This is a genomic window from Streptomyces sp. NPDC041122, assembly GCF_055592445.1.
The window spans coordinates 71,689-85,492 of record NZ_JBVIYQ010000003.1 but is presented as its reverse complement, the minus strand read 5'-3'; the positions used below and the strand labels follow the sequence as shown (position 1 = coordinate 85,492).

The window sequence follows — 13,804 nt, the reverse complement described above, 5'->3', positions numbered from 1 at the left end:
GCGATGTCGGTGGCGGGTGCCACAGTGGGGGAGTGAGCAACGCCAACGCCATTGATGTGCGCCGCCGGCCCAGGCCGGCGGCCGAACAGTAAGGCAGCAGGGGGTGCCATCGGTCGTGTCAGGTACGGGTGTGGAGGTGGGCGCGCAGGCCGCGCGCTCCCGGGCCCTCGCCGTGCTGCGCCTGCGCAGCCGGGCGCTGGCCATCGCCCTGCTGCCCGCGGCCGTGGCCGTCGTGCTGCTCGCGGCCGGGGCCACGGGCCACGCCGGCGGCGGGAGTTGGGACGCCGCCCGCTGGGCGGTGACGGCCGTCGCCGTGCTCGTCCTGCTCGGGGCGGCCGGTGTCGCGCTGGTCGTCGCGCGGGCCAGGCCCGCGCTGAGCCCCACCGTCCCGATCGCCGAGGAGTCCGCCCCCGACCTGTACCGCCTGGTGCGCGACCTCGCCGACCGCCTCGACGTGCCCGCGCCCTCGGCCATAGCGCTCACCCCGGACTGCGACAGCTGGCTGGAGGACCGCACCCACCCCGCGCACGGGCCGCCCGCCGTCTCCTCCGCCGCCCCCGCGGGGGCCGGCTCCCCGGCCGCCCCGCCCTCCACCGCTCCCGTCCTCGTCATCGGCTCCCCGTTCCTGTGGTGGATGCGGGTCGGTGAGCTGCGCGCCGTGCTCGCCCCGGTCGTCGCCGGTACGGGGCCCTCGGCGCACCCCGACATAGCCGCCGCCCGGCGCTTCGTGCGCGGGCTCGACGCCGCCGTCGCGGTCGCCGCGGCCCCCGGCCGCGGTGCCATCCCGCGCGTGGTGCTCGGTGGCATCGGCAGGGTCGCCCGGCTCCTCCTGCGGCACTGCCGGGTGCACGCCGCCGAGATGGAGCGCGGCGTCGCCGCGGCCGCCGCCGAGCGCGCCCAGGCCGTGGACTACGGGGTGCGGATCGTCGCCCAGGAGCAGGTCGGCCTCGCGTACGCGGGGTGGGACCGCCTGCTCACCCGGGTCGCGCTGCCCGCCTGGCGCATGGGCCGCTGGCCCTCCCGGCTCGACGCGGGTGTGGTCTCCGCGCTCACCGAGCTCTCCCGCAGGGACCGCCTCGCCGAGGGCTTCACCTCGCGCCTGGGCGAGCGCCCCGCCTGCGACCTCCTGGAGGAGCCCGGTTCGGTGGACGAGGCGGCGTCCCTGCTGGCCGCCCGCCTCTTCCACGGCGGCCCCGCGGAGTCGGGCCCGGACTGGGCGCCGGTGGCCTGGCAGGACTATCCGGACGAGGTCGTCGACCGGAAATGGCGCATGGACGCCGCCCGGCTGCACCGCGTCCTGGACTCCCTGGGCGTCAGCCACTCCGCCGACCCGACGGCCCCCGACCCGGACGGCCCGACCCTCGGCCGCGTCCTGGACCACCTCGCGACGGCTCCCGTGGGCGATACGGAGAGTGACGGGGTGGGGAGTGCCGGCCCGGCGGGCGAGACCCATGCCTCACGGCCGTCCGTCACCGCCGAACCCCTCCCGCCGGGCTCGGACGGGAGCGAGGCCCATGAGGGCGGCGGGACGCGTGAGGGCGACGGTCCCTACGGGGCTGACGCCGACGAGGCCCACCACACCGCTGACACAGCTGACACCGCTGCCGTCCACGCCGAAGGCGCCGCAGCCGAAGGCATCCCGTACGAAGGCACCGCGGACGACTCCGACGATGACGACGACACCGACGACACCGACGAAGAGAGCCGTGGCGGACGGCTCGCCGCCGGCCTGACCGCCGAGCTGGCCCGCGAGGAGGCCGCCGTCCCGCCCCGCCCCGCGCCCACCGGCCAGGGCCCGGACGAGGCCCTCTGGGACGACGGCGCGCTGCCCCTCTTCCCGCTCCAGCCGCCCCGTACCGGCCGTGAGCTGCTGGCCGACCACGTCACGGCGATGGTGTGCTGCGCCGCCGTGGACACCGCCGGAGCCACTCCGGGCCTCGACTGGCTCGACGGCCCCGCCCTGCTGGTCGGCGGCGAGCGCGCGGCCGACCTCGCGCCGCGCGTCCTGAGCCTCGTCGAGGACGGCGACCCCTCCCCGCTGCGGGACTGGCTCACCCGCCTGGGCATCCGCCCCGAGAAGCCGGTCCGCCTCGTCTGACCCCGGGGGTCCCCCGGCGCCGCACCGGCTCCGGACACCCGCCCCCGGGGACCGCCCCGACCCCCACCCCGCCCGGCCCACACCGACGCGCCCCACCCCACGCCCCTCACGCCCCCCACCCCGCGCACGCCCGTATCCGCAGGCCGGGAACGCTCACCCGCCACCCTGTCGCCACCCGCGCGCCACCCTTCCGCCAGGGCGTCCGGAATGTCACTCTCCGTTCACAACAATTCGCGACGAACGGTGACGGCATGCCTGCGTAATGTGATGTGCTGGGAGTCGGCCGCCGGACCAGACGCACCACCGGGCGGCGCAGGCTCGGGGGAGCGAGGGAGGGGCAGAGATGAGGTCGGAGCCGATCCGCCGCTGGGAATCGGGCGCGCTCGCCCACGCCGTGTCGGACCCTTTCGGCCAGGGCCCGCTGCCCTGGCTGCGCGGAGCCGAGCACTACTTCGACGACACCGGGCACGTCGTGCCCTGGTACGTCGACCACGCCCCGGCGCCCGGCGCGAACATCCCGGCGCCCCGCACCGGCGGCCCCCTCAACGCCGACGACGTGCACCGCCAGATCAAGGGGTTCACCTCCACCGGCGCCGCGGCCCCCGGCGAGGCGATCGACTTCCACGTCACGGTCGACCCGCCCCAGCAGTTCAGCGTCGACATCTACCGCATCGGGCACTACGGCGGCGACGGCGCGTCGAAGATCACCACGAGCCCCCGTCTCTCCGGCATCGTCCAGCCGCCCCCGCTCACCGCCGACCGCACCGTCTCCTGCCACCACTGGTGGCTCTCCTGGCGGCTGCAGATCCCCGCCTACTGGAGCATCGGGGCGTACGTGGCGGTCCTCACCACCGCCGACGGATACCGCTCGCACGTCCCCTTCACCGTCCGCGACGACCGCCGCGCCGACCTCCTGCTGCTCCTGCCGGACGTCACCTGGCAGGCGTACAACCTCTACCCCGAGGACGGCCGCACCGGCGCCAGCCTCTACCACGCCTGGGACGAGGAGGGCGGTCTCCTCGGCGAGAGCGAGGCCGCCGTCACGGTCTCCTTCGACCGCCCGTACGCGGGCGCGGGCCTCCCGCTGCACGTGGGCCACGCCTACGACTTCATCCGCTGGGCCGAGCGGTACGGCTACGACCTCGCCTACGCGGACGCCCGCGACCTGCACGCCGGCCGCATCGACCCCACCCGCTACCGCGGCCTGGTCTTCCCCGGCCACGACGAGTACTGGTCGGCGAACATGCGCCGCACCACCGAGCAGGCCCGCGAACACGGCACCTCGCTGGTCTTCCTCTCCGCCAACACCATGTACTGGCAGGTGGAGTTGGGCCCCTCCCCGTCCGGCGTCGCCGACCGGCTGCTCACCTGCCGCAAGCGGCGCGGCCCCGGCCGCCCGGCCCTCTGGCGCGAGCAGGACAAGGCCGAACAGCAGCTGCTCGGCATCCAGTACGCGGGACGCGTCCCCGAGCCGCGCCCCCTCATCGTCCGCAACGCCGACCACTGGCTGTGGGAGGCCACCGGGGCGCACGACGGCGACGAGATCGACGGCCTGGTCGCGGGCGAGGCCGACCGCTACTTCCCGCGGACCGCGCTCCCCGAGCACCAGGGCCGCATCCTCCTCGCCCACTCCCCGTACGAGGACACCGAGGGCGTCACCCGCCACCAGGAGTCCTCCCTCTACCGCGCCCCGTCCGGCGCCCTCGTCTTCGCGTCCGGCACCTTCGCCTGGTCCCCCGCGCTGGACCGCCCCGGCCACATCGACCCCCGTATCCAGCGGGCCACGGCCAACCTCCTCGACCGCATCTGCAAGCGCGACTGACCCCCGTCCGCACCCGGCGCCCGGCGCCTCCCCCGGCCGCGCGCCCGACCACTGGCCAAAACCGCACGTCCCATGCGGGAGAATCGATCCGACTTGGCCAGAACCACGGGAGGGAACCGTGTCCGGATTCGTAGAAAAGCCCGAGCCTCTTGAGGTACCGGGGCTGGTCCACCTCCACACCGGCAAGGTGCGCGAGCTGTACCGGAACGAGGCGGGCGAGCTCGTCATGGTCGCCAGCGACCGCATGTCCGCCTACGACTGGGTGCTCCCCACGGAGATCCCCGACAAGGGGCGCGTCCTCACCCAGCTCTCCCTGTGGTGGTTCGACCAGCTCGCGGACCTCGTGCCCAACCACGTCGTCTCCGCGGAGCTGCCGCAGGGCGCGCCCGCCGACTGGGAGGGCCGCACCCTCATCTGCAAGCCCCTCCAGATGGTCCCGGTCGAGTGCGTGGCCCGCGGCTACCTGACCGGTTCGGGCCTCCTGGAGTACGACGAGTCCCGCACCGTCTGCGGCCTCGCCCTGCCCGAGGGTCTGGTCGACGGCTCGGAGCTGCCCGCGCCGATCTTCACCCCCGCCACGAAGGCCGCCGTCGGCGAGCACGACGAGAACGTGTCGTACGAGGAGGTCGCCCGCCAGGTCGGCGCGGAGACCGCGGCGCAGCTGCGCCAGGCGACCCTCGCCGTCTACGGCCGGGCCAGGGACATCGCGCGCGAGCGGGGCCTGGTCCTCGCGGACACCAAGTTCGAGTTCGGCTTCGAGGGCGAGACGCTGATCCTCGCCGACGAGGTCCTCACCCCGGACTCGTCGCGCTTCTGGCCGGCCGACCAGTGGGAGCCGGGCCGCGCCCAGCCGTCGTTCGACAAGCAGTTCGTACGGAACTGGCTGACCTCGCCGGCCTCGGGCTGGGACCGCAGGAGCGAGCAGCCGCCGCCGCCCCTGCCGCAGGACGTGGTGGACGCCACCCGCGCCAAGTACATCGAGGCCTACGAGCGGCTCACCGGCACGCCCTGGTAGCCACCGGCCCGCAAAGGCGGAGGGGGCACGAGAAAGGCCCCGGTCCACTGGACCGGGGCCTTTCTCATCGGAGCGGACGACCAGGTTCGAACTGGCGACCTCAACCTTGGCAAGGTTGCGCTCTACCAACTGAGCTACGTCCGCGCTGCGCCGAAGCGCGAGGACAACTATACCCAACCTCGCTCGCGGGCGAGACGCACCGCCGCGTGCCGGTTCTCCGCCCCGATCTTGGTGGCCGCCGAGGAGAGGTAGTTGCGGACCGTCCCCTGCGACAGGGCGGCGCGCTCCGCGATCTCCGCGACGGGTGCGCCGTCGGCGGCGAGTTCGAGGACCTCGGCCTCGCGGGCGGTCAGCGGGGAGTCCCCCGCGGAGATCGCGTCGGCGGCCAACTCCGGGTCCACGTAACGGTTTCCGGCGTGCACGGTGCGGATGATCTCGGCGAGCCGCTGGGCGCTCACGGTCTTCGGGACGAAGCCGCGCACCCCGACCGCGAGGGCCCGCTTGAGATGTCCCGGTCTGCCGTGACTCGTCACGATCATGGTCCGGCAGTGCGGCAGTTCGTCCCGCAGGGTTGTGGCGACACTCACACCGTCGGCGCCCGGCATCTGCAGATCGAGCACGGCGACGTCGGGCCGGTGGGCCCGCGCCATGGCCAGCGCCTCAGGACCCGACGCGGCCTCGGCGACGACGACCAGGTCGTCCTCCAGGGCGAGCAGGGCGGCGAGCGCGCCCCGGATGAGGTGCTCGTCGTCGGCGAGCAGCACGCGAAGGCTCACAGCAGGGCTTCTTCCTCGGCAGGGCTTGCGGGTTCGAGGCGGGCGGCGCGGTCGGAGCGCTGCGGCGGCACCTCGGCGCGGAGCCGGAACACGCCGTCGGCGGACGTCCACTCCAGCGTCCCGCCGACCGCGGCGAGGCGTTCCCGGAGTCCCGCGAGGCCGCTGCCGCGGTGCCGGGGCGGATCCCCGGCCGGACCGGCACCGGCCGGCTCCTCGCCCACCCCGTCGTTCTCGACGACCAGCGTCGTGTGCCCGTCGGCGGCGGCGAGGGTGATGTCGCACCGCCGGGCGTCGCCGTGGCGCAGCACGTTGGTGGCCGCCTCGCGCACGACCCAGCCGAGGGCCGACTGGACGGCGGCGGGCAGCCCGGCCGCCGAGCCGGTCACCCGGCAGCGGATCCCGGCCGCCTCCAGGACGCCCTGCGCGCCGGTGAGTTCCACGCCGAGGTCGATCTCGCGGTAGCCGCGCACCACTTCCCGTACCTCCCGCTGCGACTCCTGGGCGATGCGCTGCACCTCGACCATCTGGTCCACCGCCTCGTCCCTGCCGCGCCGGGCGAGCTGCACGGCGAGCTCGCTCTTGAGGGCGATGACGGCGAGGTTGCGTCCCATCACGTCGTGCAGGTCCCGGCCGAACCGCAGCCGCTCCTCGGCGACCGCGAGCCGCGCCTCGACCTCGCGGGCCCGGTCGGCCTCCCACATCACGGAGAGCGTCCAGGCACCGCAGCGCGAGGCGACCAGGGTGAGGAGTCCGCCGAAGACGATGAAGCCGGCGAGCCCGAGGAGCCGGCCGCCGCGCATGCCCGCCGCGGTGAACCCGGTGACGATCAGCACGTCGAGGACGGCGACGCGGATCAGATACGTGCGGATCGGCACGGCGAAGGCCAGCGCCTGGCCGAACGGGATCATCAAGTACATGGCGGTGAGGGAGAGCAGGCCCTCCTTGACGCTGTCGGTGGCCTGCAGGCCGATCGCCACGGCGTAGGCGACGGCCATCAGGGCGACCGCCACCCCCAGGTCGCGGCGCGGCATCTCGCGCCGCTTCAGGAAGTGGTCGAGCGAGCGGCGCATCGAGCGGTTGGCGTGCACGCACTGGGCCGCGCCGAGGGCGATCAGCGTCCAGCCGAGGGCGTGTGCCGTGGGCCCGGGTCGCAGGCTCAGGCCGAGCGGCAGCGAGCTCCAGCTGACGTAGAAGATCCAGGGCAGGGCGTGCCAGCTGGCGAGGCTCTGGAACTCGACCTTCTCGATCTTGCTGCGGCCGTGCCAGTCACGCTGCCAGGCCCGTACGCGGCCGAGTAGCACCCGGTACCTCCCTCAGTGGCGCGGTTCCCAGCGGAACCATCGGCGTACAGCAAACACCGCGAGCAGGGTCCAGGCCACCGCCGTGCCGAGGGCGCCGACCGCGTCCCCGGCGGAGAGGTTCCCGGCCCAGCCGCCCCGGATGAGTTCGATGACGGAGGAGAGCGGGAGCAGCTCGCAGACGGAGGCCAGCTTGTCGGGCATGACCTCGAGCGGGACGAAGAGCCCGGACCCGAGCATCGACACGAAGATCAGCGGCAGGCTCATGACCTGCGCGGACTCGGTCGACCGGCTGAAGCCGGCGGTGACGGCGGCCAGCGCGGAGAACATGACGAGGCCCATGAGGACGCCGAGGACGACGAGATGGGGCGCGCCGGGGGCACCGGTGTCCAGGAGGACGGCGCAGCCCACGGCGAGGACCAGGCTCTGCACGACGCCGATGGAGACCGACGGCAGCGCGGCGCCCGCGAGGATCTCCGGGTCGCGCAGCTCGCCGGTGCGCAGCCGCTTCAGGACGAGCTCCTCGCGCCGCGCGGTGTAGACGGCGGTCAGCGCGGAGTAGACGGCGAAGAGCAGGGAGAAGCCGAGGGCGGCCGGCAGGACGACGGTCCCGACGTCGAGCCCGGTGCCTGCCAGGTCCATGTCCGCGGCGGTCTGCTTCATGGAGACGGGGACGACGAACGGCACGAACAGCGCCGCGAACAGCGTCCCCTTGCTGCGCAGCAGCAGCGTGAGTTCGGCCCGGGCCAGCGCCCGCATCCGCCGCGCCGGGGTGGTCACGGCCGGGGTGGTCGCCGTGAGGGTGCTCATACCGCCATCTCCTTCTCGTCGGGGCGTGTGCCCGGGGCCGCGCCGGCGCTGTCCTCCACGTCGCGGGCGATCCGCAGGAACGCCTCTTCCAGGGAGGCCGCCCGGATGTCGAGCCCGGCCAGTTCGACGCGCGCGTCCCTGGCCCACAGCAGCAGTTCCGTGGCGGTGCGCTGCAGTGTGTCGGTGCGCAGCCGGATCCGGCTGCCGGTGACCTCGTGTCCGCTCACGCCGAGTGCGGCGAGCGGCGGCAGGTCGCCGGGGAGGTACCCCTCGGGCAGTTCGAAGGAGACGTGCGAGGGCTGTGCGGCGACGACGTCGGTGACGCGTCCTTCGGCGGCGATGCGGCCCTCGTGCAGGATCGCGAGCCGGTCGGCGAGCTCCTCGGCCTCTTCGAGGTAGTGCGTGGTGAGCAGGACGGTCGTGCCGTTGTCGCGCAGCTCCCTGACCAACTCCCAGGTCGCGCGGCGGCCTTCGGCGTCGAGTCCGGTGGTGGGTTCGTCGAGGAAGAGCACCTCGGGGCGTCCGATGAGGGCGAGCGCGAGGTCGAGGCGCCGCTTCTCGCCGCCGGAGAGCTGTTTGACGCGGACGCCGGACCGCCTGCCCATCCCGACGGCCTCCAGGGCCTCGGCGGCGGGCCGGGCCCCGCTGGTGCAGCCCGCCCACATCCGTACGGTCTCCGCCACGGTCAACTCGGCCGGAAAGCCGCCGTCTTGGAGCATGACGCCGATGCGCGGGCGCACCGCGGCCCGTTCGGTGTACGGGTCGTGTCCGAGCACCCGCACCCGTCCTGCCGCGGGTGCCGCGAGCCCTTCGAGGAGCTCCACGGTGGACGTCTTGCCGGCTCCGTTGGTGCCGAGCAGCGCGAACAGCTCGCCCTGGGCCACGGAGAAGGTGACTCCTCGTACCGCCTCGAAACCGCCCCCGTACACGCGCCGGAGGTCGGTCACGTCGATCACTTGGTCCGTCATGTCTCCAGCGTCGCCGGGCCGCGGGGCGCTCGGCAGTGCGCGGTGTCACCGGCCCGCATGACAAATGTCAGAACGCCGCAGGCCTACGGATCCACGGGGTACGGGCACATGAAGAAGGCCCCGGTCGAATCGACCGGGGCCTCTCATCTGGAGCGAACGACGAGGTTCGAACTCGCGACCTCAACCTTGGCAAGGTTGCGCTCTACCAACTGAGCTACGTTCGCATTGCCTCCGACCAGCTCTCACTGATCGGCGCGTGCATCAGCTTACCGCAACCGGGAGACCGGTCCGTGAGCGATGCAGAGCGGGTGACAGGAATTGCACACTGCGCCTTCCCCCTGGAAGGGGGATGTTCTACTACTGAACTACACCCGCAAGACTCCGTGAGGTCCGGCCCTGCGGCCTCGCCCCTCGGCGTGCTCCAGACTTTAGCCGACCGGGAGGGGTGCAGCGCAAGTCGGTTGCCGCGAGGGGCGCGGGCGGTGCGGTCCGCGGGGTCAGTTGGCGGCCTCGAAGGCCTCGTAGACCTTCTTCGGGATGCGGCCGCGGGGCGGCACGTTCATCTGGTGCGACCTGGCCCAGGCGCGGACCGCCGAGGGGTCGGGGGAGATCGCCGTGTGCCGGAACGCGATCCCGGACCTGGACTGCTTGCGGGCCGCCTCCAGGTACGGGGCGAGGGCCGTGCGCAGTTTCTTGGCATTGGTTTGACTGAGGTCGATCTCGTACGACGTGCCGTCCAGACCGAACGCGACCGTTTCCGCCGCTTCCCCGCCGTCGATGTCGTCAAAGAGAGTGACCACGACACGTTGCGCCACGAATATCGGTCCCTTCGCGCGGCTCTACCGCCTTGACATGCGGTGATGCCGACTGCACGGATGTTTTGGGCAAAGTATCGACTATTGCCATTTCCTTTGTACAGTGCCCGGCAATGCATTGTGAAGCCTGTCCTAATACCTCCGCGTGTCAGGCTCCAATGACGATGCGTGATCTTTCATGGATTCATCGTGAAGGTTCTCGCCCGGAAACCGGTTCGGATGCCGGAACGTGACCGTCATCTCGTAGGTTGCTACGAATCTACGCGAGTAGAAATTTTGTGCCGGTAGTCTGAAGGAACCTGCTCAGCGCCTCGCAAGCAGCACACGCCAGCACCACACACCGGGAGTGCCAGTGGCACGCGTCGTAGTCGACGTCATGCTCAAGCCGGAGATCCTCGACCCCCAGGGCCAGGCGGTGCAGCGTGCACTGCCGCGCCTCGGTTTCCAGGGCATCTCCGACGTACGTCAGGGAAAGCGCTTCGAACTCGAGGTGGCGGGGCCGGTCGACGCCCCCGCCCTCGCCCGTATCCACGAGTTGGCGGAAACCTTCCTCGCCAACACCGTGATCGAGGACTTCGTCGTAAAGGTCGAAGAAGCGGAGAAGGCCGAGGAGACCGCGAAGTGACTGCTCGAATTGGAGTCGTCACTTTCCCCGGAACCCTCGACGACCGCGACACCCAGCGCGCCGTCCGCGTCGCCGGCGCCGAAGCCGTGCCGCTGTGGCACAAGGACAAGGACCTGAAGCAGGTCGACGCCGTGGTCCTGCCCGGCGGGTTCAGTTACGGCGACTATCTGCGGGCCGGCGCCATCTCGCGTTTCTCCCCGGTGATGGAGTCCGTCATCGAGCAGGCGAAGGCCGGAATGCCGGTGCTCGGCATCTGCAACGGCTTCCAGGTGCTCACCGAGACGCACCTGCTGCCCGGTGCGATGCTGCGCAACAACCACCTGCACTTCATCTGCCGCGAGCAGAAGCTGCGGGTGGAGAACGGATCGACCGCCTGGACCGCCGACTACACGGCCGGTCAGGAGATCCTCATCCCGCTCAAGAACATCGACGGCCAGTACACGGCCGACGAGCGGACGCTGGACATGCTGGAGGCCGAGGGCCGCGTCGCCTTCCGCTACCTCGACGGCAACCCCAACGGCTCGCTCCGTGACATCGCCGGCATCACCAACGAGGCGGGCAACGTCGTCGGCCTCATGCCGCACCCCGAGCACGCGGTCGAGCCGCTGATCGGGACCGGCCGCACCGACGGCCTGGGATTCTTCACCTCGATCCTGAAGAAGCTGGTCAACGCATGACTCTGGACACCGTCAAGCACGCGGCCGAGACGCCCGACGTCAAGCTCCCCTGGGCCGAACTGGGCCTGAAGGAGGACGAGTACGAGCGCGTCCGCGAGATCCTCGGCCGCCGCCCGACCGGCGCCGAGCTCGCGATGTACTCCGTCATGTGGTCCGAGCACTGCTCGTACAAGAGCAGCAAGGTCCACCTGCGCCAGTTCGGCGAGAAGGTCCCCGAGAACGACGCGATGCTCGTCGGCATCGGCGAGAACGCCGGCGTCGTCGACGTCGGCCAGGGCTACGCCGTCACCTTCAAGGTCGAGTCGCACAACCACCCCTCGTACGTCGAGCCCTACCAGGGCGCGGCCACCGGCGTCGGCGGCATCGTCCGCGACATCATCGCGATGGGCGCCCGCCCGGTCGCGGTCGTGGACCCGCTGCGGATGGGCGACGCCCACCACCCCGACACCAAGCGCGTCCTGCCGGGCGTCGTCGCGGGTATCGGCGGCTACGGCAACTGCCTCGGCCTGCCGAACATCGGCGGCGAGCTCGTCTTCGACGCCTGCTACCAGGGCAACCCGCTGGTCAACGCCGGTGCCATCGGCGTCATGCGGCACGAGGACATCCACCTCGCGAAGGCCTCGGGCCCCGGCAACAAGGTCATCCTGTACGGCGCCCGCACGGGCGGCGACGGCATCGGCGGCGCCTCGATCCTCGCGAGCGAGACCTTCGACGACAGCAAGCCCTCGAAGCGTCCCGCCGTCCAGGTCGGCGACCCCTTCCAGGAGAAGCTCCTCATCGAGTGCACCCTGGAGGCCTTCGCCGAGAAGCTCGTCGTCGGCATCCAGGACCTCGGCGCGGCCGGACTCTCCTGCGCCACCAGCGAGTTGGCGTCCAACGGCTCCGGCGGCATGCGCGTCGAGCTGGACGACGTGCCGCTGCGCGACTCCACGCTCACCCCTGAGGAGATCCTCATGAGTGAGTCGCAGGAGCGCATGTGCGCCGTCGTCGAGCCGGAGAAGGTCGAGCGCTTCCTCGCGATCTGCGAGAAGTGGGACGTCATCGCCACCGTCGTCGGCGAGGTCACCGACGGCGACCGCCTGGAGATCTTCTGGCACGGCGAGAAGATCGTCGACGTCGACCCGCGCACGGTCGCGCACGACGGCCCGGTCTACGAGCGCCCGTACGCCCGTCCGTCCTGGCAGGACGCCCTCCAGGCCGACGACGCGAACAAGCTGGCCCGCCCGGCGAACGCCGAGGAGCTGCGCGAGCAGGTCCTGAAGCTGGTCGCCGCGCCGAACCAGGCCGCCAAGTCCTGGGTCACCGACCAGTACGACCGTTTCGTGCAGGGCAACACCGTGCTCGCCCAGCCCGAGGACTCCGGCATGATCCGGATCAACGAGGAGACGGGCCTCGGCGTCGCCATCGCCACCGACGGCAACGGCCGGTTCGCGAAGCTCGACCCGTACAAGGGCGCGCAGCTCGCGCTCGCCGAGTCGTACCGCAACGTCGCCGCGTCCGGCGCCAAGCCGCTCGCGATCTCGGACTGCCTGAACTTCGGTTCGCCCGAGGACCCGGACGTCATGTGGCAGTTCGCCGAGGCCATCCGCGGTCTCGCGGACGGCTGTCTGGAGCTCGGCACCCCGGTCACCGGCGGCAACGTCTCGCTCTACAACCAGACCGGCGAGGCGGCGATCCACCCGACGCCGGTCGTCGCCGTGCTCGGCGTGATCGACGACGTCGCGCGGCGCACGCCGATGGCGTTCAGGGAAGAGGGCCAGCTCCTCTACCTGCTCGGCGACACCCGCGAGGAGTTCGGCGGTTCGGCCTGGTCGCAGGTGATCCACGGACACCTCGGCGGGCTGCCGCCCGAGGTCGACCTGGCGCGCGAGAAGCTGCTCGCCGAGATCCTCATCTCGGCCTCGCGCGACGGCATGATCGACGCCGCGCACGACCTGTCCGACGGCGGTCTGGTGCAGGCCGTCACCGAGTCCTGCCTGCGCGGCGGGAAGGGCGCGCGCCTCGTCGTGCCGGACGGTCTGGACGCGTTCACCTTCCTCTTCTCCGAGTCGGCGGGGCGCGCGGTCGTCGCCGTGCCGCGGAGCGAGGAGCTGCGCTTCACCGACATGTGCGGGGCGCGGGGCCTGCCCGTGCGGCGCATCGGTGTGGTCGACGGCGCCGAGTCCGACGGGAACGCGGTGGTCGACGTGCAGGGCGAGTTCACGCTGCCGCTGAGCGAGCTGCGGGCCGCCCACGAGGAGACGATCCCGGGCCTCTTCGCCTGACCGTCCCGCTCCACGAGCCCCCGCCAGGACCCGGTCCCGGCGGGGGCTTCGTCGTATGCCACTTGATCGGCATTACGTAATTACGTAATATCATCGTCATGAATCTGGAAGAGCGCGTCGCCGAGCTCGAACGGCGCATGGCGGAGCTGGAGGGCGCGGACCCGGCCGCTCCCGCCGTGGGCGAGGGCGATTTCTGGGCCCTCGACGCCCTGAAGGCGCGGCACCCGGTGACCGAGGACGCGGACGGCGCCGTCCTGTTCACCGGCTCGGTGCGGGTGCCGACGGGGCATCGCTACGACTGGCAGTACGGGCAGCTCACCGAGGCCCTGTTCGAGGGCGAGTGGTCGGATGCCGCCGAGTCGTTCGCCGCGCTCGGCCACCCCGTACGGCTGCGGCTGCTGCGGGAGATCCTCGGCGGTCTGCGCACCGCCGCCGAGCTGGCCGCGCTCGACGACGTCGGCACGACCGGCCAGATCTACCACCACCTGCGCCAGTTGACCGCCGCCGGCTGGCTGCACACCACCGAGCGCGGGCGGCACGAGGTCCCGGCAGGCCGGGTGGTCCCGCTGCTCGTGGTGCTCACGGCCGCGCGCCCCGTCACCTGATCACCGTCGTACCAACCGTCGTACCAGGGGG

Annotated in this window: 12 protein-coding genes and 3 tRNA genes; 7 read left to right on the top strand and 8 right to left on the bottom strand. The window is 72.2% G+C overall.

All coding sequences use genetic code 11. From position 1 onward, the window contains the following. Positions 1-115: 115 nt before the first annotated feature. The 3 genes from ACZ6B8_RS12640 (at position 116) to ACZ6B8_RS12630 (ending at position 4,935) form a co-directional block, all read left to right on the top strand. Positions 116-2,098: a M48 family metalloprotease gene (locus ACZ6B8_RS12640; RefSeq protein WP_471607243.1), complete on the top strand. Its 1,983-nt coding sequence runs from the start codon at positions 116-118 to the stop codon at positions 2,096-2,098. Between the two features lie 343 nt (positions 2,099-2,441). Beyond that, positions 2,442-3,920 (top strand): N,N-dimethylformamidase beta subunit family domain-containing protein, encoded by a 1,479-nt coding sequence (locus ACZ6B8_RS12635; protein WP_471607242.1) that lies wholly within the window; start codon positions 2,442-2,444, stop codon positions 3,918-3,920. A gap of 118 nt (positions 3,921-4,038) precedes the next feature. Further along, positions 4,039-4,935, top strand: a complete 897-nt coding sequence (locus ACZ6B8_RS12630) for a phosphoribosylaminoimidazolesuccinocarboxamide synthase (RefSeq protein ID WP_471607241.1) — start codon at positions 4,039-4,041, stop codon at positions 4,933-4,935. 71 nt (positions 4,936-5,006) lie between these two features. Here the strand turns inward: ACZ6B8_RS12630 and ACZ6B8_RS12625 are convergent. The 8 genes from ACZ6B8_RS12625 to ACZ6B8_RS12590 all read right to left on the bottom strand — a co-directional run bounded on the left by ACZ6B8_RS12625 (position 5,007) and on the right by ACZ6B8_RS12590 (position 9,602). After that, positions 5,007-5,079 (bottom strand) — tRNA-Gly (locus ACZ6B8_RS12625). 23 nt (positions 5,080-5,102) lie between these two features. Next, positions 5,103-5,711, bottom strand: coding sequence for a response regulator (locus tag ACZ6B8_RS12620; RefSeq protein WP_471089947.1), 609 nt, complete (start codon positions 5,709-5,711; stop codon positions 5,103-5,105). Further along, positions 5,708-7,012, bottom strand: a complete 1,305-nt coding sequence (locus ACZ6B8_RS12615) for a sensor histidine kinase (protein WP_471607240.1) — start codon at positions 7,010-7,012, stop codon at positions 5,708-5,710. Before ACZ6B8_RS12615 ends, ACZ6B8_RS12620 begins: the two co-directional genes overlap by 4 nt. Positions 7,013-7,024: 12 nt before the next feature. Beyond that, positions 7,025-7,819, bottom strand: coding sequence for an ABC transporter permease (locus ACZ6B8_RS12610; protein ID WP_471089941.1), 795 nt, complete (start codon positions 7,817-7,819; stop codon positions 7,025-7,027). Next, on the bottom strand, positions 7,816-8,787 hold the full coding sequence (locus ACZ6B8_RS12605; protein WP_471089938.1) for an ABC transporter ATP-binding protein: 972 nt from the start codon (positions 8,785-8,787) through the stop codon (positions 7,816-7,818). The genes ACZ6B8_RS12610 and ACZ6B8_RS12605 overlap by 4 nt, the downstream gene beginning before the upstream one ends. Positions 8,788-8,935: 148 nt before the next feature. Beyond that, positions 8,936-9,011: transfer RNA gene (locus ACZ6B8_RS12600), tRNA-Gly, on the bottom strand. Between the two features lie 79 nt (positions 9,012-9,090). After that, positions 9,091-9,162 (bottom strand) — tRNA-Gly (locus ACZ6B8_RS12595). Between the two features lie 122 nt (positions 9,163-9,284). Further along, positions 9,285-9,602, bottom strand: a complete 318-nt coding sequence (locus ACZ6B8_RS12590; RefSeq protein WP_362375026.1) for a histone-like nucleoid-structuring protein Lsr2 — start codon at positions 9,600-9,602, stop codon at positions 9,285-9,287. A gap of 346 nt (positions 9,603-9,948) precedes the next feature. Here ACZ6B8_RS12590 and purS point away from each other — a divergent pair, with 346 nt between their 5' ends. The 4 genes from purS (at position 9,949) to ACZ6B8_RS12570 (ending at position 13,773) form a co-directional block, all read left to right on the top strand. Then, on the top strand, positions 9,949-10,227 hold the full coding sequence (gene purS / locus ACZ6B8_RS12585) for a phosphoribosylformylglycinamidine synthase subunit PurS (protein WP_471607239.1): 279 nt from the start codon (positions 9,949-9,951) through the stop codon (positions 10,225-10,227). After that, positions 10,224-10,904 (top strand): phosphoribosylformylglycinamidine synthase subunit PurQ, encoded by a 681-nt coding sequence (gene purQ, locus ACZ6B8_RS12580; RefSeq protein WP_358710115.1) that lies wholly within the window; start codon positions 10,224-10,226, stop codon positions 10,902-10,904. Before purS ends, purQ begins: the two co-directional genes overlap by 4 nt. Next, complete coding sequence (purL, locus tag ACZ6B8_RS12575) at positions 10,901-13,168, top strand: phosphoribosylformylglycinamidine synthase subunit PurL (RefSeq protein WP_471607238.1); 2,268 nt, start codon at positions 10,901-10,903, stop codon at positions 13,166-13,168. The genes purQ and purL overlap by 4 nt, the downstream gene beginning before the upstream one ends. A 98-nt stretch (positions 13,169-13,266) precedes the next feature. Then, positions 13,267-13,773: an ArsR/SmtB family transcription factor gene (locus tag ACZ6B8_RS12570; RefSeq protein WP_471089928.1), complete on the top strand. Its 507-nt coding sequence runs from the start codon at positions 13,267-13,269 to the stop codon at positions 13,771-13,773. Positions 13,774-13,804: the final 31 nt, after the last annotated feature.

Coding starts and splice junctions, on each gene's coding strand:
- ACZ6B8_RS12605 (WP_471089938.1), bottom strand. CDS start 8,787: ATGACGGACCAAGTGATCGACGTGACCGACCTCCGGCGCGTGTACGGG.
- purL (WP_471607238.1), top strand. CDS start 10,901: ATGACTCTGGACACCGTCAAGCACGCGGCCGAGACGCCCGACGTCAAG.
- ACZ6B8_RS12610 (WP_471089941.1), bottom strand. CDS start 7,819: ATGAGCACCCTCACGGCGACCACCCCGGCCGTGACCACCCCGGCGCGG.
- ACZ6B8_RS12570 (WP_471089928.1), top strand. CDS start 13,267: ATGAATCTGGAAGAGCGCGTCGCCGAGCTCGAACGGCGCATGGCGGAG.
- ACZ6B8_RS12635 (WP_471607242.1), top strand. CDS start 2,442: ATGAGGTCGGAGCCGATCCGCCGCTGGGAATCGGGCGCGCTCGCCCAC.